This window comes from Sphingomonas citri (assembly GCF_019429485.1).
GTDB classification, from domain to species: domain Bacteria; phylum Pseudomonadota; class Alphaproteobacteria; order Sphingomonadales; family Sphingomonadaceae; genus Sphingomonas; species Sphingomonas citri.
The window spans coordinates 1-26,675 of record NZ_JAHXZN010000016.1 but is presented as its reverse complement, the minus strand read 5'-3'; the positions used below and the strand labels follow the sequence as shown (position 1 = coordinate 26,675).

Sequence of the window (26,675 nt, the reverse complement as noted above, 5' to 3'; positions counted from 1 at the left end):
TTTGCTTCGCAAATCGGCTCCCCCACTCCCCGCTGCGCGGCCGCTTCGCGGTCCTTGACCGCCGACGCCGGAGCCCATGCCGAGGGGTCTCCTCACTCAACGAGAAGGAGAACCAGATGCACATCAAATTGTTTAGAGCACTGAAAGCGGCTAACGTGTCCGACGACGCGGCAGCCGAGGTTGTGGAGGCTATCGAGGAGTATATCGCGGTGAAGGTTCAGGAAGCAAACAAAGGTCTGGAAGCGCAGTTGAAAGCGCAGACGTGGGTTATCGCGTCTTTCGGCTTTGTCCTGACACTCATCGGCCTCGCACCGGCAGTATTCAAGCTGTTCCAGTAACGAGCAGGGGAGGGGCTTCGGCTCCTCCCTTTTCTTTTGATCGTTCCGAAAACGGGGGCGAGCGCATCGAGCGCCCGCCCCCGTTTCGCGCTACCGCGCAAGAACTTGCCGGGTGTCCGGCCAGACCGGGCGCGATCCGTCAAAGGGTTGGTCCTCGCCATGCTCCCCATGCTCGCGCCTGGCCTGCGGCTAGGCGTCCGCGTGGGTCCGCGTGGCTCCGGTCCCGGCTGCGCCGCCTTTGACGGATCGCGCCCGCCCCGGCTGAACCGGAGGTGTCGGGACGAGGAGCGTCATTCTTCCGCCCCTCGCCCCCATCGGGGCAGGGGTTCGCCTTCGCGTGTCGCACGTCGAACTAGGAGCTGCGGGAGGGGAGGGGGTGTCAGTGAACCGCGCTGACTGCGCCGCACATCCCGATAACGCATACACCAATGACGCTGACGGCAAGGCCAGCCCGTCGAAGGGTGAAGTTTGCAGCCGCGTTCATCAGGGCGATTCCGCCGATGGTGCCCACGGCCCCAATCAGGGCTAGAGGAGCAAGCGCAGTCATGTAAAATCTCCGATCAGGGCTGATACTCGAAAGCACGAAGCCGAGTCAGCGAAACAACGCCCCCGATAGAGCCAGCGCGGCAATGGCACCGGCTACCCCACCCCCAGCAACGCCCGTGAGGAGGGCTAGGAGCGCGAAGCGGCGTGCTGACCCCGCGACCATCGACGCAGCCGCCTTTGCCTCTCTGGCGGCGCTCTGGACGGCTTCTAGGGTATCCCCGACTTGGGAGGCGGCTTGCTCGCCAGCGGTGCGGACGAGGGCGGCCGAGGACTCCCCGGCCGACTTCACTTTGCGCTCAATGTCGTCGGCCACTTCGGGCAGCTCGACCTTGAGGGCTTCCATGCGATCGAGCAGCACCCCGGCATCGCCCAGGAGTTCCGCTAGGAGGGCTTCGCGGGCGGTGTTGGGGCCTGCCACGACCTAGCCCCTACTTCGCCACGACAGCGGCATATACCGCGTCGAGATTTTCTTTGCCCGATGCGGCGAGGCGACGCATCGAGATCATGTTGGCGGCTTGTGCCTTTTCCTCCGGGTTGGCCGGATTCTTGAGCTTGGCCTTCCAATCGGTTGTGTCAGCCAACAGTTCATCAACCGTCATGTTCATGGCGCGGAGCCGCTGGAACAGATCGCTATATTCGATGACGGCCCCGGTCTTGAGGGTGAACGCCTTTTCGCCCTCATGGAAAGCGAAGATCGGGAAGAAGGCTTCTTCCAGCACGTCATCCGATTCCACCTTGTTGAACACGACCCGGATTTTCTTCGCCGGGACACCCATCTTTTTGAGCGCCTGAATGGTCGCGATCGTGTCGCGCATTTGCTTGCTCTCTTTGACGACAGGCACGACGTAGAGGTCGAAATCCTCATGCGAGCCGCGATACTGCTGCATGAGCTTGATGAAATCCTCGACGTTCGATGCGCCAACGTCCACCACAGCGGCATCCAGCATCATTAGCTGTTCCTGTAGCGCGCCGAATTGCTTGCCACGGACCTGATCGCCATCACCTTCATCGGAATTGATGGATTCGACGGCCACGAACTCCGCATCCTTGATCCGGTTTTGCAGGAGGTGCTTGGCAACGGTCGATTTGCCGACGTTGCCCGAAAAGTTGATTACGGCGACTTTCATTTCTTCTCACTCCGATTGCGGCCAATTAGGACCGGCTTTCGTTGCATGTACTGATCCGTATTCGCATCCCGTTTTCTCGGATCGAGTATATCGTTCAGCGAGCTTTCGGGGGCGGGTTCCGTTTCAGGTTCCGGCACTGGTGTTTCCCCATCCGAATTGCCGTTCGTTATGGGTTCCAAATCGGGTCCGGTATTCCGATCCGTATTAGGTTGATCTGGTTGCGGTAGAGGTACGGTTTGAGCGGGTGGCGTTTTGCCCTTTGTCTCTTGCCGATACCGATACAGATAGCTTTTGAAGGTTAGCAGGGTCAGGTCGATACCGCCCTCTGCCAGCCATTCGATAATGGCCTTGAGCGCCACCCCGTCAGCGATCCGTCGTTCAATCTCGGGCATGTAGGCCCGGAGCTTTCCCGACTTTGTGCGTGGGGGTATCGCGGCCAGTTTCTCCAATTGAGTTGTCATCGCGGCCCCGGTTCGTTGCTGCCCCTGTGGTATGGGCGCGCTGTCAATAGCTGTCAAACCTTTTTGCAACCTCTGTGCCCCCTTTCTGCCACCCCCGTGCAATCCGCCAATGGTTTTTGCAACCTTTGTGCTATCCGACTGCCCCCTTTGTGCATCCCCGGTGCCGCCTTCGTGCCACTTTCGGCCCCGTGGACCTGCTGAACTTCGTTCATCAGGGTAGATTCGACCCCCTTAAAGGAGTGGGGTCGCGTTTGAGGCAGTCGGCGGGTTCCAAAATGAGCGAAATTTCCTTAAACTGAGGTCGTACACCATACGCACCTTGCGGTGCAGCTAAACCATTGAAATACAACGGTTTATTGGTTTGGTGTGGTTGCATGTCGTGCCGCCCGTGTGCCACAACGTTTGAAAAAGCGAGGAAAACCGGGTACTTGAGGGCTGTATAGTGTGCCATCCCCGTGCCAGAGGTGCCATGAAACTCGACAGTTACACCCGCGTCCGCCTCACAGACGCCCAAACGCTGATTTACACCGCCCAGGCCGAGCAGCGTGGGGTGCCGTTGAGTACCTACCTCCGCGAGAGATTGGAACGTGCCGACAGGGCCGACGAGGAGCTGTCCAGCATCCGCGCATCGTTGATGGAGCTGGGTGACGCGGTGGACGAGCTGCGCCGTGAGCGCCCTGTTGAGGGCCACGCCTCGCACGCACCCTCCAAACCCGCAGACGACGCACTGGCGATCGAGACGCTGTTGCTCCTTCGCGGTTTAGCGGGACCGCAGAAGCAACAAATGGTAAAGGCAGAGGTCGAACGCCAAGGCTTGATCCCTTGGAATGGATCGGAGGTCCGTAATGCACCCAGACGATAAGCGCCAAATGGCCGCTTGGATGGTGATTATTTCGCCAATCCTCGGTTGGTTTTTTGCCGTAAAGCTGAATTACAGCCTCGCAAAACCGGCCATAAAGAGCCTTTGGTATTTGGTAAAAGACACGCCCCATCGCCCGGTTTTATGGCTCGGGCTATTGGCCGGTCTGGCGGTCGGCATATTCATGGCATGGCTGATAAACCTTTCCGGCGACGGGGCGTTTGGGGGTGCTAAGTTCCGTCGTCGTTTACGTGGCACGGTTATGGTCGAGGCGACCCGCCTAAAGCGCCTGACAACCGAGAAGAAGGCCGAGCAGATTAGCGTTGGTGGCTTGCCGATGCCTACGAAAGTGGAGAGCCTTCATACGCTTATTGCCGGATCGACCGGCGCGGGTAAGACCGTGCTAATCCGTGAGATGTTCTATACCGCTCTTTTGCGGGGTGATCGCACTATCGCCTTTGATCCAAACGGAGAGCTTTATTCCAAGTTCGGCCGTGATGGTGACGTTCTGCTAAATCCCTATGATGCCCGCACTAAGGGTTGGTCCTTTTTCAACGAAATCCGCAATGAATACGACTTCAAGCGGTACACGCTTTCGATCATTCCGAAGTCGAAGGATGCGGGTGCAGAGGAGTGGCGCGGCTATGCCCGATTGCTGTTCCAAGAGACTGCCCGCAAGCTCCAGCATATCGGCAACCCGTCGATCCAAGAGCTATTCCGCTGGACGACGATCGCGGAGCCGAAGGACCTGAAGAAGTTTCTTGAGGGAACCGCAGCCGAGTCCATGTTCGTCGGAGCCGACAAGGCGCTGGCAAGCGCGCGGTTCGTCCTGTCCGAGTTCCTTCCCGAGCATCTGACCATGCCGCCCGGTACGTTTTCGCTCCGCAAATGGCTTGAGAACCCCAAGGGGGGCAATCTCTACATCACATGGCGCGAGGATCAGGCCCCGGCATTGAAGCCGCTAATTTCGGCGTGGGCCGACGTGCTTTGCACGTCGATCCTGTCCCTACCCGAAAGCCGCGATCGTCGCATTTGGATGTTCATGGACGAGCTGGCGAGCCTCTATAAGCTCCCAACCCTCATGGACGCGCTGACCAAGGGACGAAAGCACGGCTTGCGGATCGTCGCCGGCCTGCAAACCGTCGCGCAGCTCAACCTCATTTACGGCGATGACGAGGCCCAGGCGCTCCGCGCGTCATTCCGCACGCTGGCGGTTCTTGGCGGCGCGCATACCGATCCCGAGACGTGCGAGGAAATGAGCAAGAGCTTGGGCGAGCATGAGGTCGAGCGCGACAATTTCAGCAAAAGCCGCAACTCGAAAGGCACCAACCGCACAACCTCCCTGCATACTGTCCGAGAGCGCGTCGTCATGCCGACCGAGATTTCCGGTTTGCCTGATCTAAACGCCTATGTCGCATTTGCGGGCAACCATCCGATTGCACGGGTGGCGATGGAGATTTTGCAGTTCAAGACGCGGTTGGACCCGTTTGTGGAGCGCAAGATGGCAACCGCCAATGCTTAGTCAGCACGTCATCAAGCGCGGCGACGTGGATCGCATTGCCAGCTATTACGGCGATTCCGAGGACGACTATTACGCCAAGGAAGGTGAATCGCAGGAGTGGCAGGGGAAGGGGGCCGAGGCACTTGGGCTTTCCGGCGCGGTTGATAGTAAAACCTTCCGAAAGTTGCTTGCTGGCGAGATTGGACCCGGCGAACATGCCCGCACGTCGACGAGGAACGACAGCAACCAGCGGCTAGGGATCGACCTCACGTTTTCCGCGCCTAAGAGCGTGGCGCTGCAAGCGTTGGTTGGTGGAGACGTGGACCTGATTAAAGCCCACGACGAGGCCGTCAGACGGACCTTGGAGAAGATCGAGGCACTCGCCCAGGCCAAGACCAAGGCCAAGGGCGTGACGAGCGTTGAGACGACCGGCAACCTGATTATCGCCAAGTTCCGCCATGAGACGACGCGCGAGAAAGAGCCGTTGCTTCATACCCACGCGGTTGCGCTCAATCTCACCCAGCGAGCAGACGGCAAATGGCGGGCGTTGAAGAACGACGCCATTATCAACGCCGTCAAGGTTATGGGACCAGCCTACCGCGCCGAGCTGGCCGACATTCTACAGAAGCAGGGCAGGCAGCTTCGGTTCGGCCGCGATGGTATGTTCGAGCTGGCGCACATCACGCGCGAGCAGATCGAGGCATCCAGCACGCGGGGCCAGCAGATCGAGCGCCGCCTTGCCGAGAAGGGTCTGACCCGCGAGACGGCCAGCGGCGACCAGAAGCAGATTGCCACGATGGAAACCCGCGTCAGCAAGGAGCGCAACGTCGATCGCGCGAAGCTGCACGCCGATTGGCAGGCTCACTCCAAAAGCATCGGCATCGACTTTGAGCGGGGCCGACCCGGTGCAGCCAAGGGCGACACCCACCTAGCCGAGCGCGAGCTTGGCGATCGAGACGAGGGCGACGCCGCTGCCCGCGCAGCCGTCCGCTACGCCATCAAGCACATTGCCGAACGTGAGGCGGTGATGGGCCGGGGCGACCTACAAGACACCGCCGTCAGGCACGGGGTTGGCACCGTCACCCTTGCCCGTATCGACGCGGAGATTGACAGACAGGTGAAGCAGGGGCGTCTAGTCGCGGGCGCGCCAGAGTATCGCAACGCATCCGAGTTGAACGGGCCGCGCATGACGAGCGCCGCCCTTGTGCAGCAGCGTGTCGTCGCTGGCGCCGATCCAAGCGCCGCAGCGCGCGAGGTCCGGCAGGAAATCGGCCGAGGTAACTACGTCCAGACCGAGCAACGATACACCACGCCCACCGCGATCGAGCGCGAGCGGTCAATCTTGAACATTGAGAAGCAGGGAAGGGGAAAGCTCGCCCCGATCATGGGGGAGAAGGCCGCAGCGGAGCATTTCGCGCGCGCACCGCTCAACGCGGGGCAGAGGGACGCCGCCACCCTCATGCTCGCCACAACCAACCGCGTTGTGGGCGTTCAGGGCTATGCAGGAACCGGCAAGAGCCACATGCTTGATACGGCGAAAGAGCGCATCGAGGACGCCGGTTTCAAGGTCCGCGTCCTCGCCCCCTACGGTAGCCAGGTCAAAGCCCTTCGCGAATTGAACGTCGAGGCCAATACCCTCGCATCGTTCCTAAAGGCCAAGGACAAGGGCCTGACTGACAAGACCGTGCTGGTGGTGGACGAGGCCGGGACAGTGCCGGCGCGCCAGATGCAGCAGCTTCTACAGCTTGCCGAAAAGGCCGGTGCGCGCGTCGTGATGATGGGCGACACGGCGCAGACGAAGGCGATCGAGGCGGGCAAGCCCTACGATCAGTTGCAGGCCGCAGGGATGGCGACCGCTGGCATGACCGAAATCATGCGCCAGAAAGACCCGCTTCTAAAGGAGGCGGTCGAACTGGCGGCCGAGGGCAAGGCGCGCGCGTCAGTCGCCAAGATCACCGACGTTCGGATGATCGAGGACGATCGCGAGCGCCACAAGGCGGTTGCCACCGAATATACGAAGCTCTCCCCCGAGGACCGGGCCAAGACGATCATCGTCACCGGGATCAACGACGCCCGCCGCGAGATCAACCGCAACGTGCGCGAGCAGTTGAGCCTTGAAGGCAATGGGGAGGTTCATTCCGCTCTAACCCGCCGCGACACGACGCAGGCCGAGCGCGCGCACGCCAAGAATTACGACGTGGGCGACACCATCCAGCCCGAGCGCAATTTCCCGAAATTCGGTTTGAAGGCTGGCGAGCTTTACACGGTGCTGGACAATGCCACGCCCGGTAACGTGCTGACCGTTCGCGGAGAGGATGGCGCGGAGCTTCAATTCGATCCGGCGAAGGTGAAACAGCTATCGGTCTATGAGACGACCCGGTTGGAGTTCTCACCCGGCGACGTGGTGCGCGCGACCCGCAACGATGCGTCCCGCGACCTCGCCAATGGGGAGCGGTACACCGTGACCGAGGCCAGCGCCGGCAGCGTCAAGATCAGCGACGGCAAGCGCGAAATCGAATTGCCGACCAATCGGCCGATCCACCTAGACCATGCCTATGCGACGACGGTTCATAGCTCGCAGGGTTTGACGGAGGATCGCGTCTTGATCGACGCCAAGACGACGAGCCGCACCACCGCCCAGGACGTGTATTATGTCGCGATCAGTCGGGCGCGACACGCCGCGACCATCTTTACCGAAAGCCTCAAAAAGCTCCCCGACGCGGTAGCACGGATCAATGAAAAGTCGGCAGCTTTGGAGCTTGGCCGCGATCGGGACGGCAAGTTCGGGAAGGCCAACCCGGGCGCGGTGGAGAAGGGCAGGGGCGACCGCGATCGAGCAGCCCAGCAGCGCCCGCCAGAGAAGGCCGCAGATCGCGATTACGAGCGGGCATGATCGTGTGTGCCTCATATACGACAAAGCCCGCCAGCACGGGGCTGGCGGGCTGTCCGACGCAGTTCCGCGGTTGATTACCGCTTAGGGACCGGCACCCACGTCAGGGGTTGTGCAGGCCGACCGGGAACCGCGCTGTAGCTGACAAGGCCGCTACCAGCGGAGCAGACCTGATCCATGTAGCGCGCGCCCTTGGAGAACGCCTTGCCGTCGAAATAGCAGAAGTTGACGGCATCGAGGGGCGCACCGGGCCGCTGATCCGCTTGCGGAGCAGGACCGGGCGCAGCAGGAGCCGGCGTCGTCTGTGCCGAGGCCAGCGCGGGCAGGGCCAGCAGGCCGACCAGCGCGAGGGACTTCATCATAGGTTCGCATCCTCATGGTGATTATGGGGCAGGGAGGGCCGCCGATCGCGCGCCCCAGGCGCGAGCCGCAGACTATCACCGGCAAGGAACGCGACTAGATCCCCGCCAGAGACAATACGGATGAAGCCGGAATCCGTCGCGCTATCGCGGCCGACGGTTGTTGTCTTTCCAGTGTGGACGAACAGCCCGCGCGCGCCGAGCTGGCGGCAGAGGGCATCGAACGAGAGAATGTCGGCCGTTCGGACAGGCCCACGGTAGCGTTTGGCTTGGATCAGCCAGCGCCGCCCGTTGAGGACGAACGCACCATCGGCCCCGCCGTCGCCGCTGTAGCGCCGGTTCCGTTTGATGGCATGGCCGCGCCGCTCCAATTCCGTCAGGATCATTTCTTCAAAGACGTAGGGATCGACCTTCCGCAGATAGCCGAACACGCGCGCAGGATTGGCACGCGGGCCGATCCGGTTGACGGTCGCCAGCGCCGATGCGGCCGAGCGGACTTTGCGGGCATGACGACGCTCGCTCGCAGAGGGGCCGCGCAGCCAGCGCGCGCCGATCGCGGCGAACCAGATGCAAAAAAGGGCGGTCGCTATGACCGCCCCGAGCAGAACCGGCGACGATACCGGCACCGTCAGTTTCCGATTTTCGAGTTTGCGAAGATCGGATCGTAGAACACTTCAACGAGCTGGCGGTCTTGGAAATACAGGGCGACGTTGATCGTCCGATAGAGGAGCAGGTTGACCATTTCCACGTCGAGGCTTTTCCCGACTTCGCTCTTTTTGATGAGCGTGGCGATGCGCTCGAATGTCCCCAGCGCGCCGTTGGCGTGAACCGTCGTGATCGAGCCGGGATGCCCGGTGTTGAGCGAATTAACGTATTCCCAGGACTCGTTGCCACGAAGCTCCGCAAGGAAGATACGATCAGGCGACATACGCATACAGGCCGCAAGACAGGCATCGGCCGAGACGCGGCCGACACCCTCGCCATAGAGCAGATGCACCTTGTTGCGGTGATCGGGCAGGAACAGTTCATGCACGTCCTCAATCGTGATGATGCGTTCCGAGCGCGGCACCTTTTCGATCAGGGACCGGGCGAATGTCGTCTTGCCCGAGTTCGTCTTGCCAGCGATGACGACGTTGCGCTTGTAGGTGATGCAGGCGTGCAGAAACTCCCGCCAGCGGCCTTCGCGCTTGAGGGCCAATAGCTCTAGCTCGAACGGTTCGAGCCGACCGAAATCGCGGCGTTCCGCTTCCGCAGCCGCTTCCGCCGCAGATGGACGGTTGAAGCTCTTATCGGCCAGCGAGGGGCTGGAAAATGCGCCCTCCGCATCGAGCTGTTCCAGCGACTTCGCAACCGTCGAGTGCTTTCGGATCGACAGGGAGATTGAGCCGTCGATGACAGCCGGGTCGCGAACGATTTGGCCGCGCTGACCACCGGGCAGCACGACCGAATTGATTGCACCGGGATTTTTCCCGTTGAACACCGCAATGGCCGTGGTGAGCGACGTGATATAGGCCATGTTGAGTGCGGGGGCTTCATGCTCCTCCCACTCGTGGCGAGTACGCACGAAGATGACGCCGGGATAGTTGATCGTAACTTCCGTCACGTCGTCCCGGTCAAGATGCGGCATCAGGGGGCGCAGCAATTGCTGCACCACCTGATCCCTTGCCGGCTTAGCGCCGCTTGAGGTCATAGACCCCCCGGAAATCGAGATCGCGGGCGACATAGACCGACACGCGATCCCCTTGGTTTTTGTAGAGCGTGGGCGGGATATTGATCGTGTTTTCCAGCACGCGACCCGCCGTGTCGCTGGTGGTGTTGGTGCTTTGCCCGAACCGGATATTGCCGCTGGTGCCTTGATTGGCGGCATACTGACCCGCAGCGTCGATCAGGCTCAACAGGATCGCAGCCCCGAACCGCTGCATAAAGTGATTGTCGATTTGACCGCCAACGCCGCCCTCACCGAGCGGGCCAGTACCGGGGCTGTCCACGTTGATGATGACGCCCTTCGGCGTTTCCACGCGCGACCACTGGATGAAGATGCGCGACTGACCTTGCCGGATGCCGCCTTGGTAGAAGCCGACAACCTTGGACCCGCGATCGAGCAGCACGACGCGCCCGTTCGAGGAATAAACGTCCCGCGTCAGGTAGCAGGAGGTCATACCCGCGACCGTGGAGACGATCTTGGTTTCCAGCACGCAATCGAGCATCGCGCCCCGTGTCAGCAGATAGTCGCGGTTGCCGAGCTGGCCCGCGCGCTCCGGGGTGATCTTGAGCGGTTGCAGCGCGCTTTGCAGCTCGCCCCCGCCGCCACCTTGACCGCCCGAAGCGTCACCGCCCGCTTGCGCCGCAACGGGCTGGACGCTCCCACCACCGTTACCGCCGCCAAAGTCGCCACCAAGGCGGCGCGCTCGCAGGGCTTCCGCACGCGACACCGGACGCGCCCCGCCGCCACCCGCATATTGGGGCGGGGGAGCCGAGACATTTGCAGCACCAGGTTGTGCGCCAACCGGCGTCAGGGGCGCGGTGCCGTCGATTGCGGGAACGACCTCGCCATTGGGGCCGATCAGCGGCTTGCCGTTCGCATCGACTTGCGCCGGGACTAGCTGCCCGTCAGGGCCGACAACGAGGTTCTGTGCCGCTTCCGGCGCTGGCGTCGGGACGCCCGTGGGCGCAGCGCCGGGGCCGCGACCAGCGTTCGGATTCTTCACCTTCACCATTTCGGCTTCGGGCTTCTCGTTCGTCTCCCGCGTCACCCGCAGCGCACGGGAAATGAACACGACAGCGAAGATCGCGACGAACGCGAGGACGACCATCATAAAGGCTTTGGTGCCGGGGGCCGCCTGTCGTTTGAGGCCCGCCGAGAACGCGCCCCGCTCGCCCTCGATGCGGTGCGCGCCGTCGTCGTCATCGACCCGATCAGCTTCGCGGGCAGCTTCGCGCGCGGCCAGTTCGTCCTCGACGTCGATAGGCTCGTTTGAACGCCGACCGATCATTGCGCGTCTCCCTTCAAAACGCGCTCGACATTGGGCGACGACGTACCCGAGTTGTTGGGGACGCCGTAGGGGTCGAACGCTTCATTGAACACGGCGAGGCTTTGATTTCCGAGCCGCAGATAGAATTTCGGATTGATTTTCTGGACGACCACCACGTCATTAGCCGCGCCAGTGGTGTTGCGGTTGACGATGCTTTCCTTGCCGTCAGCATCGACCATGTAGATCGCGGGAACGTCGCGGTTGCCGGGGAACTTGAAGAAGGTGAACTCTCCGTTGTCCCACACATTCACCGGGGCGATGCTGTAGTCCCCCGACATGGTATATTTGAGGTTCGGCTTGCGACGTTGCGCCGTGAAGGCCGCATCCGTCGCGGCACGTTCCACCGCCGAGGCACGGCCCTGCGCCGTCTCACCCGGATAGGTAAAGGCGAGCTGGTACACCGCACTCGCCTTGCGCGTGGGGACGTAGTTCAGCCGGAAATTGTAGCTGCGCCTGTCCGTCACGATGACGAGGTTCGTCGTGGCGTTATCCGCCTTCGGCTTGATGAAAACGTGGTTGCGCTCGATCGCGAACGACCACGCATCCGCATCGCCAAAGGCGTGCGTCACGTAGGTTTCGCCCTCTTGCAGAATGATATGCGTTGCGATCCCGATAACGCCGTCGAGCTGGACGACGTTTTCGGGATCGTACCGCACATAGCGGATGCGATTGTCTTTAGGGGACACCGTAGGGACTTGCGCGGCGACCGGCGCGGCCACGACGCAGGATGCCAGCAGGGCCAGGGCGAGCTTTCTCATCGCGTGATCCTCCCTCACCGTTGCACGACTTCGGGGTCAGCCCGGTAGGACGTGACCTGAAAACCGAGGGGGTTGATGCGGCGATCAGCCTCGTTCGTCGGCGCGTTAATGTATTTGTAGGCGACCGTTCCCACCCAGTTCAGCACCGGAGCCGGATCGCCGTTCGAGTTGACCTGTTGCGTGCTGAACCGCACCACGGCGGTTCCACCTTGCCGGGTCGGGGTGATCGAGGCGACGTTGACGACGATGCGCGCCCGATTGGTCAGCACCTTGTCGCGACCTTCCGGCCCCTCATAGATCGCGAAGTATTCCTTCTGGACCGCAGGGGAGCTTAGGAGCGCCGTGGTGTTATACGTCGTCTGGATGGTGTTGTAGTCGTAGCCCTCGCGGTTGAGGACGTAGGTGTTCAGGAAATACCGATCGACCGCCTCGCCATAGGTTTCTTGGGCGTTCGACAACCGGGTAATCGGCTCGACCCGGCCCGTCGCATTATCGACGCGAAGCACGAACGGCTCCACCGTCTTTAGCGGTGTCAGACCCGCAATAGCAGCGATAGCGCCGAGCGCGCCGATCGTCGCGGTTCCGGCGACCAACCATGCCCGCTTTGCGGACTTTTGCAGTTCGAGCAGATAGTCGCGTTCAAGCCCACGGCTTTCCGCGATATAACTGCCAACCTCCTCTGACCTGACCCGCTTTCTCACAGTTTGATCCCTTGGCCTTCGAGTTCGGGGGGAAGCGTCCGATTGATCGGAACGCGGTGGCGTTCATTCGGCCTAGCGGGGCCTTTTGACGCGGTGGCACACCCCACCAGCGAAAGGGCCGCCAAGATTAGTACGGCGTGTCTCATGCGCTTCCCCTAGATAGAATCTACCAACACCGTAGCATTACACATCGAAATTGCAATTTTGAAGGCATAAAAAAAGGGGCGGCATTTCGGCCGCCCCGGATCAGGTATTTGGTTACGGTATTGTTGCGGCTACCGCTTGAAATACCCTACGGCAGCGCGGGCCGTTGCCCTAGCGGCAGGCGCGTAGGCTCGACCAGCAGCAGCCGCCCCGCTCCGAATTGTTGCCGCGTCCTTTGCCAGTGACGCCGAGGCGGATTTGCCGACCGAGCCGGCCATGCTGGCACCGCCAGAGGCTACGGCTTTAGCGCCGCGCAATTCATGGAAGAAGCTGATAGCCGCACCACCGGCCAAGCCCGACGCCATACTCGGTAGCTGCATCAAAACGAAGATCAGAGCGACCGACAAGACGACCGCGCCGCCCACCGTGTAAACGATGTTGACCTCCCCATCGAAGGCCATTTGTTCCATGTAGTTGCCGTATATGTTGATGAGCAGGCCGAAGATCGAGGCGAACATGACGATCAGCAGGCCATAGTTCACTATCTGCCCCACCCACGATTCAAAGAACCGGGACGTGGCCGGGAACAGCATAGCGGCTATGAACAATGGCCCTAGCCCCGCCAGCAGCGCGAGCGCCAGCTTGGCTATGATGAGAAAGGCCGCGCCGATCGCGCCGAAGATCGCCGTTGCCAGGATGATGACAACGGCGAGGAGCGCATAGGTGATGCCGTTGTCCTCAAAGAACCCGGCCTTGTCGAACGCCTCGCCAGCGGCCTTGAAGCCCTTGCCTAGCGCATCGTCAATGATCCCCCCCGTGCCTTGATTGACGGCTGTAGGATCGGACAGGAGCGCCGAGGCGAGCTGGTCCGGTGTGGTGCGGATCGCAGCGGCAATGTCGCCTTGGTACAGGCCGACAGACAGGCCAGCGCCGACGATCAGAGCGATACGCGCCGACCGCATGACGAAATCCGCAAACGGCATTTCGACTTTGCCCTGTGCGATAGCCAAGCCGTAGAGGATGAAAGAAACCGTCAGACAGATGATGACGACGGGTGTTATCGCCGCGATTGCCTTGGACGAAATGTCGGTTACGAACCGAGCAGTCGTTTCATCAATCTTGGTGAAAAGTGGCTGGACTAGCGCATAGCCTTCCATGTCGAACGCTCCCTACTACCGGATGACCGGCACTTTTTTGTTATTGGGGTCGAGCGCCAAATCGTTGAGCGCCTTCTTAGCGTTACGGCAGTTTGGCGACATGCCGAGTTCGCCGGGGTTGTTGTTGCACTCCTTGATTTTGGCGGTGCGTTCCTCCCCATTGGTCTTGTAATAATCCACGTCATGCGTGGCTTCACCGCAGCCGGCGAGCGCGAGGCTCGCCAGCACCAGCGAGGCGGCGAGGGCTGGCGCCCTCACCGGATCACCGGGACTTTGGTGTTGTTGGGATTGAGGATGCGCGAGCTAAGGTCGCGCTTTTGTTGGCGCACCAGATCGGCCTCCGACTGCTGCAACATCGACATGAGTTGCAGCTTGGTTTGCTCATTCTGCATCGCGCCCTGTTCCGAGGCGATGCGGGCTTGAAGCTCCGCGATGGCCTTCGGGTCTTGAGTGCGGCTGATTTGCTGGGTGAGCTGGTCGAGCTGGTTCAACCGGGCCTGCGCCCCGGCGTAGGCTTGCATCCCCACCGCCTTGTTGGTTGCCCCGAGCGCCGCTTGCCGTTGCCGGATGCTACCCATGCCGTTGTTGACGGTGCCGGATAGCTGGTTCTGGCGCGCGATGGCGTCGATCGACCCCGAGATACCCGCGTACCCGCCCCGCTGCGCCGAGTCATAGACCTGCTGCCAGTTGGAGGGCAGATTGTTGCGGATGGTGCGATCATTGAAAATGTCGCCCATTCCGCGCGAACCCGTCGCGGACTTGTAGGTGCTTTCGAGCTGCGAATAGGTGCGCTGTAGCTGGGAGAGCTGCTGGCGCATCTGATCGACCTGCTGCTTGGCTTGGACGATCGCTTTCAGATCGACCACCGCCAACTGTGCCGACGCAGGGGCCGACAAGACGAAGGCCGCCACAAAGGCGGCCCCCGTCAGAGTGAGACTTTTTCGCATGGTCACTTACTCCTTTCCGCTTTCGCCTGCTCCAAAAAGATCGGGAGCCATTTAGCCGGATCGTCGCCGTATTCCCCAATGATGCGTTCCGCCAAATCGGCGTTTTCGGGGGTGCCGGATAGGACCAGCAATTCGTCATCAAAGCCCGTCAGGTTCAATTCGGCAAGTGCCGATGAATCGCCCTGTTTTATCAGGAAGCGGCGGCTTGTCTCCCCCAGGTCGCGCACCAATTCAAACTCGGTTTCGGTGAGCTTGAATCCGTTGACGTAATCGTCCCGATCCGCACCGGGATTGGGGAGAAAGATATACGTCGCGGTTTGCTGGACGAGGGTTTTGGCAATAGGGCTTTGAAGCGCGTCACTCGGCTCCTGCGTGGCAAAAACGAAGATGCCGTTTTGCTTACGTATGGTCTTGGCTTTGTTCTTCGCCAAATCCTCGAAATCCGGGTCCGAGAGCATTTTCCAGAACTCATCGAACGCATAGATGAAGGGCGGCTTTTTGGCCGCATCTTCCGGCGCAAGCATCCCTTCCGTGCGATAGATCAGGTACATCATAAGAGGCGCGCGGATTTCCGGCGTCTCCAAGAACTCCGTCACGTCAAAGCCGTAGATACGGTGCGTCGTCAGGTCGAGTAGGTCAGCATCATTGTCGAAAAGCCAACCGAACTCACCACCCTCCGCAAACTTCATCAGTCGTGCATGGACAGTCGGCCGACCTTCATCGGACAGAGGATTGGGTAGGGATTGCAGCAACACCGACATGCGCCGGTACGGCTTGTCGATATGAAACATGAGCGTGTTGAGCGCGCTGTCGATTTGCTGTTCGTCTACGTGCGTCACCGGATCACCAGCGCCGCTCGCAAGCCGCGTCAGCAGGCGCTTGAGGAACGTGATGTTGCGGCCCGTGGGTTCGAGCTGGAACGGGTTGAAGCCCGTGGGTTCACCGATGCGAAGCGGGAGGTAGCGCCCGCCCATCGCACGCAGCACGATTTCCATGCCGCGATCCTTGTCGAACGCGACGATCGTCGGGCCGTATTTCTGCGCCTGTGCCAGCATGAAGCCGAGCGTTACGGTCTTACCCGTACCGGACTTCCCGATCAGGATTGTGTTGCCCAGGTACGGCTTACCGCTCGAATCTTCGGTCGCGGGCGAGGGGTGGAAATTGAAATAGACCGGCGTTTTGCTGACCGTCTTGAGGATGGTGACAGCCGGACCCCACGGGTTCCCCGTGGGCTTGCCGCTCATGTAGTTGTGGAAGGGCGAGAACGACAGGAAGTTGAGCGACGTGATCGGCGCGGGCCGAGGCCGGTACTTCCAGTTGGCGGGGAGCTGCGCCCACCAGCCAGCCTCTAGGGCGAGGTCGAGCGTCTTAGGCACCAGCGCCACGTCAGCCAGCATCGCGGTAGTAGCCGAGATATGCTGGCGCACCTGTTCCGCCGTGTCGCCAAATACGGTGACGGTCGCGTGATGCTCGCCCATGACGAACTGACCCGACATGAGCGAGTTTAGCGCCTCATCAATCTCCGCGATTTGGACGAACGCCACGTCCTTGGCATCCTCCAACAGCTTTTTCTGCTTCTGTAATGCCTCTTTGGCGGCAGGCCGCGAGAGCGACGAAAAGCTCTGCGTCAGCACGAACTCAAAGTCGGATTGCAGGAGAGTGTTGAGCTGCCCCGGCTCCGTCTGTGCGTCGTACTCGCCCACTTCGACCATGCCGAAGCGCCGCAGCCGGTTCGAGGTGCGGATTTCGCCAATCTCACCCCACTGGCTGAAAATCGGCCGATTGACGGCCATGTATTCGCCGAAGCGTTCACGGCATACCGGCATGGGGATATGCTCGCCATTGACGAGGAACGCCAGAAATTCGAGCGCCGACGAATAGGCGTGGCCGTTGTGATCGTAGATGCCGAGAACTTCGGGGCGATACTTGTCGAGCGTCTTGGTCAAAGCCCCGACGGTATCTTCCAACCCCTTGAGAGCGATCCCCTGCCGGGTCAGCTTTTGCTCAAGCGTCGGCTTTTCCCGACGCGCGAAGAACGACAGCACCTTGTCGGTTTCAGGCCGCCAGATGATCGTCAGGTAGAGGTCGTTGACCATGAGGGTCAAATCTTCAAAGCTCGAACGATACTTGGAATCGAGCTGGCGGCAGAACACGTTCGAGAACTCCGCATCCGGGTACTCGAACACCTTGCGGCGAACGACGTGCGACCAGAACGAGACGTGCGCCGAGGCGAGGCCGCGAACCGCGTTGTTCAATTCGCGCGTCCAGCGAAAGACCTCCTCCTCCGATGCCGCCTGATGCGAGCGGCCCGAAATACGGAGGATGGTCATATACTCGCCATTGCGAGTTGAGATCGCAGTATCGCTTACATGGTGCGAAAACGGCAGATAGTCCGCAATCGCGCCCTCACTCTTGAGAACATCAAGCGCCGTTTTCGTCGCCATGCTACTTCCTTTTTTTGCGATAGCGGGCCGTGGAATAGGTCGAGCCATTCCAGAAAGCCTTGTTGCGATTTCGGAACTTAGTCTCGAACCACAGGCCCCAGATGCGGAAAGCCTTGTCGTCGTGTTTCGTGACCGCCGCCATGACGATCCAGAACGGTATCATCAGGAGCCAGAGCCAGAGGCTAAAGAGCATCGCGATCGACGCGACGAAGATGCAGACGTACAGAAACGCCATAAAGGGGACACCCGCGAAGGTCGCTACGCGGGTGGCACCTTTGAACAGCGGGAACGCTTCCTGCTGTTGCCGAGCCATAGCTTAGGACCCGGACCAGAACATCGGCACCAGGGCCGAGGCAGAACCCGCGATGATGCAGCCGACCGCGACACGAACGAACGTGTCCTTTTCGACCATGCGCGCGCCGTAGCCCACGCCGGTCAGGATAACGATGATCGTAAAGACGATTGGGCCGATGATCTGGATTTGATCGAGAAAGCTCTGCGTGATGCTCTGCGCCTGTTGCAGACCCTGCGCCATCGCAGGCGAGGTTGCGAGAGCGCCAGCGGCGACACTTGCACCCAAACGGAGCGCGATCCGACCAGCTTCATTTTTCTTCATGAGTTTCATCCTTCAACATGAAAGTGCCCTCGGAGACACCGAATTTGTCATCCAAGAAGCTGAATAAGGACCGGGGATCAGCCCAGCACCGCAACTCCCCTCGCTGGGTTCCCAAGGAGCAAGTAGCCGGAATCCCCGTTTTGGGATCGACAACCTGAAACGTGAAATACCAGCACTTCGCTTCCTTCCGAACAACCGTTACGTTTTCGACAGGATACTCACGAAAAGCCCGTTCGACCTCCCGTTGCTCGATCAACCTCATTGCCCGCCCCCCATTTCTCGCGAACCAGCAAAAGCCGAATCCGAGAAAATGACAGATTTAAGGCCGCTCAATTGACCGAGCCTAATCCTATCAGCATTGCAGTTTTGAAGGCAATAGCCAGAACGCACGATCAGAAACTTTCCACGGAGGCCGTCAGGCGAACCGGGCCGGTGTCCGATTCGGGCAGATTTTCGGGGGCTGGCGGGGGCGCAAAGGCGTCCCGAGGGCCGCGTGAGAAGGCATCGCGCATACCGTCGTTAGCGGATGGTTGAGCGGCTTCACTCGCACCACGCGGCCCCGTGATATGGCCCCGATCGACCGAAGCGATCTCGACCGGATCGCGCTGGCGAGCTGGGGGAGCCGCGCGAGGCACGGTGCCGGACGACAAAGCAGGCACAGGCAACGAGACTTGTCCGACGACCTTGCGGACATAGCCGTTGGCAAAGCCGCGCCGCAGATTGCCAGTGTTGTAGCAGGAGAGCGCGCCGTGGATGGCGGCCTGCCCGCCATACGACTTCACCGACTTGGCGTAGCATTGCGTCAGGATGACCGCAGCCGCTTTAAGGTTGGTGCATGGCTCAAACAGAATGTCCGGCGTGAGGCCCAGCGCAGTAAAATTGTTCGAGTTTATCTGACCCAAGCCAGCGTCGAAATTATAACCATTTTGGAGCAACCAACGAACTGTTGCGATTGCTTCCGCCTCGTTTCGAGGCTGGCGCGGGAGTTGTGACTTACCGTTTATGCCGATTGCGAACTGGTATCCCTTGGACTCCTGCATGACCACCGCCGACAAGGTGCGAAGATGCACGGAGGGCGCGCAGCGACCCGCAAGAGACTCGAACGATTCCGAATAGCCGGGGCTTGGCTCTTGGGCGGACACCTGCGTTGCCGGGGCCGCAACGGAGGCCATCAAAAGTGCAGTTTCGAGGCTCTTTTTCGTCCCGATTTTCGCTGCACGTTTCATCTTACCTAACCGTCTGTTAGGTTGATATGACCCACCATGAGGCACCCGTTGTCTCCTACCTTGAAGCCTAATGGCATCAAGATTGCAGTTTTGCAGCGGTTACGCAACGTGAATGGGGGTTAGTTCGGATGAGCGATGACGATAGCGTACCACAAAAAGGCGATTACATGAGCGACCTTCAATCTATGGACACCGACGCGCTAAACGCGATGCGTAGCGAGATTGAAGCGGAATTGAAGCGACGTGAGGCGAAGGAACGCGCCGAAGCTCGTAAGAAGATCGTTGACCTTGCCAATTTGCATGGGATCGACCTATCATCCATCACCGGAGCGTCAAAGGCCCGCTACCGCAATCCCGATGCACCGTCCGAAACGTGGACGGGCAAGGGCCGGAAACCAAAGTGGGTTGCGGACCATTTGGCTGCTGGAAAGTCACTGGCGGATTTGGAGCTATAAGGCGCTCCCACGGAGGCGAGCATGAGCAACGTGATCCCGTTCCGGCGCATCGGTGAGGAGACTACCTCCGATGTTGCGCCGGAAAGCTCCCCAAAGCCGCGCATCGACGCGGCCAAGGTCCGGCGTCAGAGCGCGATGGTCGCGCGAGGCGCTGGCGGGTTCGCGTTCGGCTTGCTTCGCCTGGCGCTTTTCCTGCCGCTGCTATGGTTGCGGCGACCGATCCGGTTCATGCTCGGCCTCGCGATCTTCGGTCTGTTTATCGCCATGCCGCTTATCTGGTTCGGGATGCACGGCGACGATCCCAAGCGCATGTCCCTGTTCCTCACCGCGTCAGGGTCATGGTTTGGCGGGTTGGTGTTCCTATGGTGCTACGACAGCCTCTTGCTGCGGTTGTCACCCACACCGATAGTTCTCAACTGACGACGGAGGGGGCCAACCGGCCCCCTCTCTTTTTGCCGCCTCTGGCGGCTTTGCAGGCTTTCTATGACCGACGTGACCACGGCCACCAGCTTGATGAAGATGGCGCTTGCCCTCCTCGATCGGACGGACGAGCAATCCGCCGCCTGCCATCTGCAGGCGGCTATCGACGCGATCGAGAAGCGCGGGCCAATGCTCCCCGGCGATACAATCAGCGAGGCCGACGAGCTGCGCTATCTTGGCCCCATCCCCATCGCGGCCAATTAGTCGTCTGTGGCGCGTTCACGGATCGCACGGACAATATCATCTAGCAGTGCCAGGATCGTCGCATCGGTCTGTCCCGATGCGAAGGCTTCCACGATCCGGGCCGACTCCTCGAAACCGTCTGGTGCAACTTCGGGCATGGCAACGTCTCCACGGTCGTTAGACCCATATCCCTAAGCTGTAGTGCTACGATGACAACAAGATTGCCAGCAGCATCGCGACAACACCGAGGATCGCGGGAAAGACAGCGACTTGGATGCGGACCATTCCGACCGCATATCCCCCGCCGCTAAATAGAGCCACGGTCATGCCGCAGTAGAACAGTACGTCTATCACCGTAGGTCTCCGGTTTTGGTTCAGAGACATTAGGTGAACATTGGCCTGCTGGACATTGTTAGTCCGTGCAACTAATGGCCTTTTCTATAGGCAACTCTCTAGTGCCGGTCTTACCCTGTCCATCAAACAACCCGAGTAGGAATGAGGTCGCCAACGGTTTTTGCTCCCCCGCCGACGACCTCACCCGAGGCGCAGCCGACCCGGCAGGATGGGAGGACACAAGTCTCGCAGCCATCACGCTTCACTTACCCGGCCCCAACCGTCCGGCAAACGACCGTTTATCGAGCAGCCAGCGGCATGATCCGAATATGGTCCGGTTTACCGCTTGCACTGTCCGAAAACCTGTTTAACCATCCGTGACCGATAAACGGGTGCCATTCGGCATATCGGACACCGGGATTGCATGACACGATGACAGCGCAGCACGCCTCGCCCAAGGCAATGCGAATTGGCTATGCCCGCGTCTCGACCGAGGACCAGAGCCTTGAGGCGCAGATTGCAGAGCTGCGAGCGGCCGGATGCGAGGAGATCTATTCCGAGCGCGCCAGCGGTAAGAAAGACAACCGCCCCGAGCTGAAGAACGCCCTACGCGCGATGCGCGCCGGCGACACGCTTGTCGTTACCCGGCTTGATCGACTTGGCCGCAGCCTGTCCCACCTCGTTCAGACGGTAGCGGACCTTGGCAAACGCGGGATCGGGTTCGAGAGCCGCGCCGAGCATATCGACACCGCCAGCGCCGGGGGTGAGCTTGTGTTCCATATGTTCGCCAGCTTCGCGCAGTTCGAGCGCCGCCTAATCAGCGAGCGCACGAAGTCCGGCCTGTCGAGCGCCCGCGCCCAGGGCCGACTTGGCGGGCGGCGACCCAGCATGACGATCGCGCAGCTTCGCCAAGCGAAGCGCCTGCTAGACGATCCAAAGATTTCATCCAGCGATGTAGCCAAGACTTATGGCGTAAGCCGGTCAACGCTGTACCTTGGACTGAAAAGACTCGAAGTAGGAGCGAGTCAATCACCCGCCAAAGCGGCTGCATAGGGGCGGCAACCCCGTAGTCGTGATGCCCGCACGAAGGATTGAATATGTCGAAAGAGCCAACGGCAATTGGTGCAGTCACCGCAGACCTTTTCGCGTCCATTGAACGCCAGCAGAACAAGAGAACCCCGCGTGACCTTGCACTGATCGAGCGCGGCCTAGAGATTGCGGCCCGCCGCCCCGAGGGCGACGAGGTTACGTTCATGCACTCGACGCTTTGCGCGGTCGGGATGCCGCGATCGAAGGTGGAAGGTGACACCTTTTCCCGGATCAACGGAAACGCCGCGATCGAGCTGCGCGCCGGGAAGCTCTGGAACGGCAAGGCGATGGTCAAGCAGCCCCTACCCTATGGGCCGATCCCCCGCCTGATCCTCGCCTATGTGTCTGCCTATGCGGTGCGCGAGAACACCCCCGAGATACCGTTTGGCGATAGCGCCAACGACGCCTTGCGGCTGTTGGGGATCGAGAAAAGCGGACAGGGATTCCGCATGTTCCGCACCCAGCTACAGGCACTCGCAGCTTGCCAGATGACTATCGGTTTCACGTCCGGCGATATTGCATCGACGTTCGACGGTAGCCCGGTCGAGCAGTTCGACGCTTGGCTTCCGGGGAAGGAAGGCCAGCGTTCGCTTTGGCCTTCGCGGCTGATCCTTGGACGGCGGTTTTTCGAGACGCTGCGGGACCACGCCGTACCGATCGACCTTGAGGCCCTGTCGGCGCTTCGCAGTTCGGCATTGGCGATGGACGTGTATCTGTTCCTTGTGCAGCGGCTCTACCGCATCGGCGCACCCCTGACGCTGAATTGGTGGCTCCTAAAGGATCAGTTCGGCCAAGAGTATGTCGGAGCGGATGCGCTGGCCGACTTCAAGAAGAAGTTTAGGAAGGCGCTCGCCCAGGCATTGAGCGTCTATCCGGGGGCAAACGTCGAGGTGGTCCGTGGTGGCGTGACCTTCCGCAAATCGGCCCCGGCAGTCGATCCCGTTACCGCCAAGCGCCTTCGCGCCGCATAGAGACAGCGCCAAGGGGGCCGGTGATAATCGGACCCCCTTGATGGTGGTGATAATCAGACCCCCTCCGCAGCCGGTGATAATCGGACCCCCGGCGTGCCGGTGATAATCGGACCCCTTTTCGGGTGGTGATAATCGGACCCCCCGGCGAGGTCGTGGGAGCGGTGATAATCGGACCCTTTTTGCGCTTTCAGGCGGTGATAATCGGACCCCCTTTGGCAAATCCGAGGCGGTGATAATTGGACCCTATTCCGGTGATGATCGGACCCCTTGCGCGGTGATAATCGGACCCGAGACGACTCGCGTTTTCGGTGATGATCGGACCCCCCTAACCTATAGAAACCTATACCCCTTCCTTTAGCGGCGCGCCTGTGGACAAGTCGCGAAGCCAGATCGAGGCGAAAGGCGAAGCGTACAAATCCAGACCCGAGAGTCAGCACCGCCTCTTGGGGGCTACGCCCCCGCCGGCTCCTCGCTTCGCTCGCCCGACCACGCTTCGCGCGGTCGTCCCACCCGGCATCCCCCTTTGATGACGGCCTACGGCCGACGTTTTTTGAATCCTCCCTCGCTGGCGTCTCGCTTCGGAGAGTGACGAGAGCGATCGGGGACCAGGACCGGAGGAGCTGGAGGAAGGGACAGGACGCGGCGGCAAGCCGCCGCGATGGCTTCCGAGAAAGCCAAGCGGTTCCGGCAGCGCCCACATCGAACGCAGGCCCAGCGGAAAGGTCAGTGAAGGAAGTATCGGGGCCAGCGCCGCCAGAAATGAAATGGGCTTGGAGGGCGGCAACCCATCCAAGCCCGGTTTCGCTCGCCCGCAGGAGGGAGTGAAAGTCGAACTCCTATATAGCCCGTCGCGCGGTGAAATCCAACAGGGGCCGCAGGATGCGGCCTGAAAAAGACAATGCGGCGACCTGTGCGACAACCCTGTTCCCATTCTGTTCCGGCGCGGTACAATGGGGCGAAAGGGATTCTCGTATGCTGCCACTCATGCAGCCGGTCCCGCTCGCAGAGGTTTCGCCGTCGCTTCGGCTTCGGATCATCGGCGCAGCGGGTGCCGGCTTCCCCTCCCCGGCCCAAGATTGGGAGGAGGACGCCATCAATCTTGCCGAGCTGCTTAGGCTCAATCGCGCGGGCAGTTTCGTGTTTCGGATCAGCGGCACGTCGATGATCGAGGCCGGTATCAATGACCATGATGTTGTCGTGGTCGATCGGGACCGAAACCCGATGCCTGGGCATATCGTGATCGCGGTAGTCGATGGCGGGTTTGTGTGCCGCCAGTTGGTAGCGCGCGACGGCGTGCCGTACCTTGAGGCCCGCAATGCGCGGCAGAACTATGCACCGACGATCGCGGCCGACCCGGTTGAGGTATGGGGCGTCGTTCGCGCGAGCGTCCGCGACTTTTTGAGATAGCGCCGTGACGTGGGCGATCGTTGATATTTCCAATTTCTATGTGTCGGCCGAGCGCGTCTTTGACCCCAGCTTGCGCCGCGTCCCGGTGATCGTGTTGAGCAACAACGACGGTTGCGCGATTGCCAGGAGCGAGGAATCCAAGGCGCTGCATATCAAGATGGGCGACCCGCTGTTCCTGCTGCGCGACACGATCCGCAAGCACGGCATACAGGTCCGATCGAGCAATTATGAATTGTACGCCGACCTCAACAGGCGGTTTAACATGGTGCTGGCCGAGCATAGCGATACCGTCGAAATCTACTCGATAGACGAGAGCTTTTTCCGTCTCCCTTTGCTGGCGAATGGGCGCGGCGACGTGCGCGCCGCACATAAGGTCCGCGCCTCTATCCTACGGACTGTCGGGCTTCCGACGCGCATCGGCTTAGGGCCGACCCGCGCGCTATCGAAAGTTGCCAACGCACTCGCCAAGGCCACCGAGAAAGTTTGGAATGGCGTTGTGGACCTCCACGACGAGGAGTTGCGCCGACGCCTTTTTGCAGAATGGCCGGTTGGCGAGGTGTGGGGCATTGGCAAGGCCCTGACTGCATCGCTGCAACGGCTTGGCGTGCGGACTGCCGGCGACCTCGCCGCGATGGAGCCAGCGGTCGCGCGCGACGTGGGGACCGTCGTTCTCGAGCGCCTAGTTCGCGAGCTTAACGGCATCGAGTGCGACGACTTCAAACCGGAGCCAGATGCGATGAAGGCAACCGCCGTGACGCGCCAGTTCGGGGCGCCCGTCACATCGGTTGACGATCTACGCGAGGCAATGGCGCGGCGAGCTGGACGCGCGGCCGAGAAGATCAGAGCTAGGGGATTGGTCGCGCAACGCCTGATCGCGTTCGCGCATGGATCGAAGCATCGCCCGAACCCGCCGTCCGCTTCCCGATCGGTGCGGTTGTCGCCAGCAAGCAACGACCCGCGCGTCATCATCGCGCATACATCGCGGATGGTGGACCAGATGTTTGTTCAGGGCGGGGTCTATACGAAATGCGGCGTGCTGTTGGAGGAGCTGACCCCGGAGGGAGCCGCCCAGGCCGACCTATTCGCCCAGCCTGATCCACGCGCACCGGCTTTGCTGGCAGCATTGGACGGTATCAATGCCCGGTTTGGTCGAGACACCATCAAGATCGCGGCGCAAGGGTGCGGCGCGAAGCCGAGTGACACGCGGCGCAGCCAGAAAAGCCCGTCGTGGACCACCAATTTTGCGGAGATTCCCGTAGCCAGGTGAAGGACGAAGAGGGGTTCGACGCCTGCCGCGCTACGCGCGTCACCGTGGCCCCTAGTCGCTTCGCTCCCCAAGCCCGCAAGCGGTCTTGGCCCTGACGGGTTTGGACCCACATGGCAGAAATCCGACGGCGCAGACGCGCCGTAGTGGGGAAAGGGGGACGCTGCCCCCCTCTCCCCTGCAAGGGCTATCAGGCCGACCGAGGCTCAGTCGCTTCGCTCCCTGCGCCCGCACCACTCGGCCAGATAGCCCTTGCCCCCCACGCCCCCCGCTGTTCGCCACGAGGCAGGGTTGCAGGCGGGGCCTGCACCCCAGCGGACGAGGGAAGGTGTGAAATGACCGAGGCTATCGAGCGTGACGAGGTAGGGGCAAAGCTGTTGGAGCTTGGTCTTTGCACGGCCTACGAGCTGACCCACGAAAAGACGCATATCGGGGCGCGCGACTGTGCTTCGCTGCCGTCGCCTTGGAACCTGCCGTCGCGGCTTATCCAGTACCCGCTTGATATGACCGCGCCGCATGGTGACGTGCCGCGCCGGATCGCGCTGCGTCACCCCGCGCTGGCGGGGCATCCGCTGGTACAGCAGATCGCGGATGCAACCGGCGTCGAGGTTGAACCCTACGGCCTCTCCAATCGGCACGGCATCCGCAACGACTATGGCGAGTACCACCACGCTGTTGACCTGATTTGCGAGTTTCAATGGCGCGAGCTGCTAGAGACGCGCGCTTTCACGACAGAGGATTCGATAGCCAGCGCGGTAACGCACGGGTTGAGTTCTTCCCCCCATGACCGGAACCGCAAAGGCTATCTCGCCCCAAGCGAGGCACGGCAAATCATGGCGGCGATCGACGCCCCCGAGCCGGAAAATGCAGCCGGGTTGCTGCAAATCTTCGCCGCCCCGGCGCTGTCCAATCAGGGCGAGGGCGGAAAGGGCTGGCCTATCAACTGCCTTTGCGGTGCCGAACGCTACAGCCGCGCATGGGCGAAAATCGTCGGGATCGAGCGCGGTTGGTTCGCTTATGATCGAGCCGGTTTCCTACAGTGGGCCGAGGAAGGTCGCACCCGCTATGCAGCCGGTGACGGCCCGACATTCACCGAGGCAAGCGGGCAGGAAGCGTTCGCGTTCTAGGCATCGTGGGCCGGGGGGAAATCCCCCCGGCGCGCTACCGCGCGCATCGTCGGTTGGGGTCCGGCCAGATCGGGCGCGATCCATCAAAGGGTTGGTCCTCGCCATGCTCCCCATGCTCGCGCCTGGTCTGCGACTAGGCGCTGCGCGTGGGTCCGCGTGGCTCCGGTCCCGGCTTCGCCGCCTTTGACGGATCGCGCTCGCCCCGGCTGAATTGGAGGTGTCGGGACGAGGAGCGTCATTCTTCCGCCCCTCGCCCCTAT

Annotated in this window: 32 protein-coding genes; 12 read left to right on the top strand and 20 right to left on the bottom strand. The window is 61.2% G+C overall.

Going from position 1 to position 26,675, the window contains the following annotated elements; translation table 11 throughout:
• Window positions 1-116: 116 nt before the first annotated feature.
• Window positions 117-338 carry a hypothetical protein gene (locus KZ820_RS20885; RefSeq protein ID WP_219750736.1) on the top strand — a complete coding sequence of 74 codons (222 nt, stop codon included), beginning with the start codon at window positions 117-119 and terminating at the stop codon, window positions 336-338.
• Between the two features lie 592 nt (window positions 339-930).
• On the opposite strand, the gene KZ820_RS20880 is transcribed toward KZ820_RS20885, so the two are convergent.
• From KZ820_RS20880 to KZ820_RS20870, 3 genes are read right to left on the bottom strand one after another with little or no spacing between them, the layout of a single operon-like run.
• Window positions 931-1,302 (bottom strand): hypothetical protein, encoded by a 372-nt coding sequence (locus KZ820_RS20880; protein WP_219750735.1) that lies wholly within the window; start codon window positions 1,300-1,302, stop codon window positions 931-933.
• Between the two features lie 10 nt (window positions 1,303-1,312).
• Entirely contained in the window at window positions 1,313-2,011 is a 699-nt protein-coding gene (gene stbB, locus KZ820_RS20875; RefSeq protein WP_219750734.1) for a GTPase domain-containing protein, read from the bottom strand.
• Window positions 2,008-2,403, bottom strand: a complete 396-nt coding sequence (locus KZ820_RS20870) for a hypothetical protein (RefSeq protein WP_219750733.1) — start codon at window positions 2,401-2,403, stop codon at window positions 2,008-2,010. Before KZ820_RS20870 ends, stbB begins: the two co-directional genes overlap by 4 nt.
• A gap of 538 nt (window positions 2,404-2,941) precedes the next feature.
• Between KZ820_RS20870 and KZ820_RS20865 the strand changes: the two genes are divergently transcribed.
• The 3 genes from KZ820_RS20865 to mobF are packed head-to-tail and all read left to right on the top strand — an operon-like array spanning window position 2,942 to window position 7,725.
• The gene (locus KZ820_RS20865; protein WP_219750732.1) at window positions 2,942-3,334 is read left to right on the top strand and encodes a hypothetical protein; all 393 of its coding nucleotides are present in this window, start codon (window positions 2,942-2,944) and stop codon (window positions 3,332-3,334) included.
• Between the two features lie 7 nt (window positions 3,335-3,341).
• Window positions 3,342-4,853: a type IV secretion system DNA-binding domain-containing protein gene (locus tag KZ820_RS20860; RefSeq protein WP_219750731.1), complete on the top strand. Its 1,512-nt coding sequence runs from the start codon at window positions 3,342-3,344 to the stop codon at window positions 4,851-4,853.
• Complete coding sequence (gene mobF / locus KZ820_RS20855) at window positions 4,846-7,725, top strand: MobF family relaxase (RefSeq protein ID WP_219750730.1); 2,880 nt, start codon at window positions 4,846-4,848, stop codon at window positions 7,723-7,725. Before KZ820_RS20860 ends, mobF begins: the two co-directional genes overlap by 8 nt.
• A gap of 74 nt (window positions 7,726-7,799) precedes the next feature.
• Here mobF and KZ820_RS20850 read toward each other — a convergent pair whose 3' ends face one another.
• The 15 genes from KZ820_RS20850 to KZ820_RS20790 all read right to left on the bottom strand — a co-directional run bounded on the left by KZ820_RS20850 (window position 7,800) and on the right by KZ820_RS20790 (window position 19,106).
• Entirely contained in the window at window positions 7,800-8,084 is a 285-nt protein-coding gene (locus tag KZ820_RS20850; RefSeq protein ID WP_219750729.1) for a hypothetical protein, read from the bottom strand.
• A complete protein-coding gene (locus KZ820_RS20845; RefSeq protein WP_219750728.1) occupies window positions 8,081-8,707 on the bottom strand; it encodes a restriction endonuclease in 627 nt (208 codons plus the stop codon). The genes KZ820_RS20850 and KZ820_RS20845 overlap by 4 nt, the downstream gene beginning before the upstream one ends.
• 2 nt (window positions 8,708-8,709) lie before the next feature.
• Window positions 8,710-9,732, bottom strand: a complete 1,023-nt coding sequence (virB11, locus tag KZ820_RS20840) for a P-type DNA transfer ATPase VirB11 (protein WP_308462302.1) — start codon at window positions 9,730-9,732, stop codon at window positions 8,710-8,712.
• 19 nt (window positions 9,733-9,751) lie between these two features.
• Entirely contained in the window at window positions 9,752-11,074 is a 1,323-nt protein-coding gene (gene virB10, locus KZ820_RS20835; protein WP_219750726.1) for a type IV secretion system protein VirB10, read from the bottom strand.
• Window positions 11,071-11,871, bottom strand: coding sequence for a P-type conjugative transfer protein VirB9 (gene virB9 / locus KZ820_RS20830; RefSeq protein WP_219750725.1), 801 nt, complete (start codon window positions 11,869-11,871; stop codon window positions 11,071-11,073). The genes virB10 and virB9 overlap by 4 nt, the downstream gene beginning before the upstream one ends.
• Window positions 11,872-11,885: 14 nt before the next feature.
• Window positions 11,886-12,572 carry a VirB8 family type IV secretion system protein gene (locus tag KZ820_RS20825; RefSeq protein WP_219750724.1) on the bottom strand — a complete coding sequence of 229 codons (687 nt, stop codon included), beginning with the start codon at window positions 12,570-12,572 and terminating at the stop codon, window positions 11,886-11,888.
• Window positions 12,569-12,718 carry a TrwH protein gene (locus KZ820_RS22355; protein WP_373369048.1) on the bottom strand — a complete coding sequence of 50 codons (150 nt, stop codon included), beginning with the start codon at window positions 12,716-12,718 and terminating at the stop codon, window positions 12,569-12,571. Before KZ820_RS22355 ends, KZ820_RS20825 begins: the two co-directional genes overlap by 4 nt.
• A 129-nt stretch (window positions 12,719-12,847) precedes the next feature.
• Window positions 12,848-13,873, bottom strand: coding sequence for a TrbL/VirB6 family protein (locus KZ820_RS20820; RefSeq protein ID WP_219750723.1), 1,026 nt, complete (start codon window positions 13,871-13,873; stop codon window positions 12,848-12,850).
• Window positions 13,874-13,888: 15 nt separating this feature from the next.
• Complete coding sequence (locus KZ820_RS20815; RefSeq protein ID WP_308462301.1) at window positions 13,889-14,131, bottom strand: EexN family lipoprotein; 243 nt, start codon at window positions 14,129-14,131, stop codon at window positions 13,889-13,891.
• A complete protein-coding gene (virB5, locus tag KZ820_RS20810) occupies window positions 14,128-14,820 on the bottom strand; it encodes a P-type DNA transfer protein VirB5 (RefSeq protein ID WP_219750722.1) in 693 nt (230 codons plus the stop codon). Before virB5 ends, KZ820_RS20815 begins: the two co-directional genes overlap by 4 nt.
• Window positions 14,821-14,822: 2 nt before the next feature.
• Window positions 14,823-17,264: a VirB4 family type IV secretion/conjugal transfer ATPase gene (locus KZ820_RS20805; protein ID WP_219750721.1), complete on the bottom strand. Its 2,442-nt coding sequence runs from the start codon at window positions 17,262-17,264 to the stop codon at window positions 14,823-14,825.
• A gap of 1 nt (window position 17,265) precedes the next feature.
• The gene (locus KZ820_RS20800; protein ID WP_219750720.1) at window positions 17,266-17,577 is read right to left on the bottom strand and encodes a VirB3 family type IV secretion system protein; all 312 of its coding nucleotides are present in this window, start codon (window positions 17,575-17,577) and stop codon (window positions 17,266-17,268) included.
• 3 nt (window positions 17,578-17,580) lie between these two features.
• Entirely contained in the window at window positions 17,581-17,880 is a 300-nt protein-coding gene (locus KZ820_RS20795) for a TrbC/VirB2 family protein (RefSeq protein ID WP_219750719.1), read from the bottom strand.
• A complete protein-coding gene (gene korA, locus KZ820_RS22350; RefSeq protein WP_373369047.1) occupies window positions 17,867-18,142 on the bottom strand; it encodes a KorA family transcriptional regulator in 276 nt (91 codons plus the stop codon). The genes KZ820_RS20795 and korA overlap by 14 nt, the downstream gene beginning before the upstream one ends.
• Window positions 18,143-18,272: 130 nt before the next feature.
• Entirely contained in the window at window positions 18,273-19,106 is an 834-nt protein-coding gene (locus tag KZ820_RS20790) for a lytic transglycosylase domain-containing protein (RefSeq protein WP_219750718.1), read from the bottom strand.
• A 128-nt stretch (window positions 19,107-19,234) separates the two neighbouring features.
• On the opposite strand from KZ820_RS20790, the gene KZ820_RS20785 reads away from it, so the two are divergent.
• The 3 genes from KZ820_RS20785 (at window position 19,235) to KZ820_RS20775 (ending at window position 20,245) form a co-directional block, all read left to right on the top strand.
• The gene (locus tag KZ820_RS20785) at window positions 19,235-19,561 is read left to right on the top strand and encodes an H-NS histone family protein (protein ID WP_219750717.1); all 327 of its coding nucleotides are present in this window, start codon (window positions 19,235-19,237) and stop codon (window positions 19,559-19,561) included.
• A gap of 21 nt (window positions 19,562-19,582) precedes the next feature.
• Entirely contained in the window at window positions 19,583-19,981 is a 399-nt protein-coding gene (locus KZ820_RS20780; protein WP_219750716.1) for a hypothetical protein, read from the top strand.
• Window positions 19,982-20,044: 63 nt separating this feature from the next.
• Window positions 20,045-20,245, top strand: a complete 201-nt coding sequence (locus KZ820_RS20775) for a hypothetical protein (protein ID WP_219750715.1) — start codon at window positions 20,045-20,047, stop codon at window positions 20,243-20,245.
• On the opposite strand, the gene KZ820_RS20770 is transcribed toward KZ820_RS20775, so the two are convergent.
• Both KZ820_RS20770 and KZ820_RS20765 read right to left on the bottom strand, forming a co-directional pair.
• Complete coding sequence (locus tag KZ820_RS20770; RefSeq protein WP_219750714.1) at window positions 20,242-20,382, bottom strand: hypothetical protein; 141 nt, start codon at window positions 20,380-20,382, stop codon at window positions 20,242-20,244. The two genes, KZ820_RS20775 and KZ820_RS20770, sit on opposite strands and share 4 nt — an antisense overlap.
• A 46-nt stretch (window positions 20,383-20,428) precedes the next feature.
• Window positions 20,429-20,578: a hypothetical protein gene (locus tag KZ820_RS20765; protein WP_219750713.1), complete on the bottom strand. Its 150-nt coding sequence runs from the start codon at window positions 20,576-20,578 to the stop codon at window positions 20,429-20,431.
• 411 nt (window positions 20,579-20,989) lie between these two features.
• Between KZ820_RS20765 and KZ820_RS20760 the strand changes: the two genes are divergently transcribed.
• From KZ820_RS20760 to KZ820_RS20740, 5 genes are all read left to right on the top strand, one after another.
• A complete protein-coding gene (locus tag KZ820_RS20760; RefSeq protein ID WP_258048401.1) occupies window positions 20,990-21,610 on the top strand; it encodes a recombinase family protein in 621 nt (206 codons plus the stop codon).
• Window positions 21,611-21,654: 44 nt separating this feature from the next.
• Window positions 21,655-22,617 (top strand): replication protein RepA, encoded by a 963-nt coding sequence (locus KZ820_RS20755; RefSeq protein ID WP_219750712.1) that lies wholly within the window; start codon window positions 21,655-21,657, stop codon window positions 22,615-22,617.
• A gap of 972 nt (window positions 22,618-23,589) precedes the next feature.
• The gene (locus tag KZ820_RS20750; protein ID WP_219750711.1) at window positions 23,590-24,024 is read left to right on the top strand and encodes a LexA family protein; all 435 of its coding nucleotides are present in this window, start codon (window positions 23,590-23,592) and stop codon (window positions 24,022-24,024) included.
• Window positions 24,025-24,028: 4 nt separating this feature from the next.
• Window positions 24,029-25,291, top strand: a complete 1,263-nt coding sequence (locus KZ820_RS20745) for a Y-family DNA polymerase (protein WP_219750710.1) — start codon at window positions 24,029-24,031, stop codon at window positions 25,289-25,291.
• A 332-nt stretch (window positions 25,292-25,623) separates the two neighbouring features.
• Window positions 25,624-26,415 (top strand): hypothetical protein, encoded by a 792-nt coding sequence (locus KZ820_RS20740; RefSeq protein WP_219750709.1) that lies wholly within the window; start codon window positions 25,624-25,626, stop codon window positions 26,413-26,415.
• The last annotated feature ends 260 nt before the right edge of the window (window positions 26,416-26,675 follow it).

Coding starts and splice junctions, on each gene's coding strand:
- KZ820_RS20885 (WP_219750736.1), top strand. CDS start 117: ATGCACATCAAATTGTTTAGAGCACTGAAAGCGGCTAACGTGTCCGAC.
- stbB (WP_219750734.1), bottom strand. CDS start 2,011: ATGAAAGTCGCCGTAATCAACTTTTCGGGCAACGTCGGCAAATCGACC.
- KZ820_RS20870 (WP_219750733.1), bottom strand. CDS start 2,403: ATGCCCGAGATTGAACGACGGATCGCTGACGGGGTGGCGCTCAAGGCC.
- KZ820_RS20865 (WP_219750732.1), top strand. CDS start 2,942: ATGAAACTCGACAGTTACACCCGCGTCCGCCTCACAGACGCCCAAACG.
- KZ820_RS20860 (WP_219750731.1), top strand. CDS start 3,342: ATGGCCGCTTGGATGGTGATTATTTCGCCAATCCTCGGTTGGTTTTTT.
- mobF (WP_219750730.1), top strand. CDS start 4,846: ATGCTTAGTCAGCACGTCATCAAGCGCGGCGACGTGGATCGCATTGCC.
- KZ820_RS20850 (WP_219750729.1), bottom strand. CDS start 8,084: ATGATGAAGTCCCTCGCGCTGGTCGGCCTGCTGGCCCTGCCCGCGCTG.
- virB10 (WP_219750726.1), bottom strand. CDS start 11,074: ATGATCGGTCGGCGTTCAAACGAGCCTATCGACGTCGAGGACGAACTG.
- virB9 (WP_219750725.1), bottom strand. CDS start 11,871: ATGAGAAAGCTCGCCCTGGCCCTGCTGGCATCCTGCGTCGTGGCCGCG.
- KZ820_RS22355 (WP_373369048.1), bottom strand. CDS start 12,718: ATGAGACACGCCGTACTAATCTTGGCGGCCCTTTCGCTGGTGGGGTGT.
- KZ820_RS20820 (WP_219750723.1), bottom strand. CDS start 13,873: ATGGAAGGCTATGCGCTAGTCCAGCCACTTTTCACCAAGATTGATGAA.
- virB5 (WP_219750722.1), bottom strand. CDS start 14,820: ATGCGAAAAAGTCTCACTCTGACGGGGGCCGCCTTTGTGGCGGCCTTC.
- KZ820_RS20805 (WP_219750721.1), bottom strand. CDS start 17,264: ATGGCGACGAAAACGGCGCTTGATGTTCTCAAGAGTGAGGGCGCGATT.
- KZ820_RS20800 (WP_219750720.1), bottom strand. CDS start 17,577: ATGGCTCGGCAACAGCAGGAAGCGTTCCCGCTGTTCAAAGGTGCCACC.
- KZ820_RS20795 (WP_219750719.1), bottom strand. CDS start 17,880: ATGAAGAAAAATGAAGCTGGTCGGATCGCGCTCCGTTTGGGTGCAAGT.
- korA (WP_373369047.1), bottom strand. CDS start 18,142: ATGAGGTTGATCGAGCAACGGGAGGTCGAACGGGCTTTTCGTGAGTAT.
- KZ820_RS20790 (WP_219750718.1), bottom strand. CDS start 19,106: ATGAAACGTGCAGCGAAAATCGGGACGAAAAAGAGCCTCGAAACTGCA.
- KZ820_RS20785 (WP_219750717.1), top strand. CDS start 19,235: ATGAGCGATGACGATAGCGTACCACAAAAAGGCGATTACATGAGCGAC.
- KZ820_RS20780 (WP_219750716.1), top strand. CDS start 19,583: ATGAGCAACGTGATCCCGTTCCGGCGCATCGGTGAGGAGACTACCTCC.
- KZ820_RS20775 (WP_219750715.1), top strand. CDS start 20,045: ATGACCGACGTGACCACGGCCACCAGCTTGATGAAGATGGCGCTTGCC.
- KZ820_RS20770 (WP_219750714.1), bottom strand. CDS start 20,382: ATGCCCGAAGTTGCACCAGACGGTTTCGAGGAGTCGGCCCGGATCGTG.
- KZ820_RS20760 (WP_258048401.1), top strand. CDS start 20,990: ATGACAGCGCAGCACGCCTCGCCCAAGGCAATGCGAATTGGCTATGCC.
- KZ820_RS20755 (WP_219750712.1), top strand. CDS start 21,655: ATGTCGAAAGAGCCAACGGCAATTGGTGCAGTCACCGCAGACCTTTTC.
- KZ820_RS20750 (WP_219750711.1), top strand. CDS start 23,590: ATGCTGCCACTCATGCAGCCGGTCCCGCTCGCAGAGGTTTCGCCGTCG.
- KZ820_RS20740 (WP_219750709.1), top strand. CDS start 25,624: ATGACCGAGGCTATCGAGCGTGACGAGGTAGGGGCAAAGCTGTTGGAG.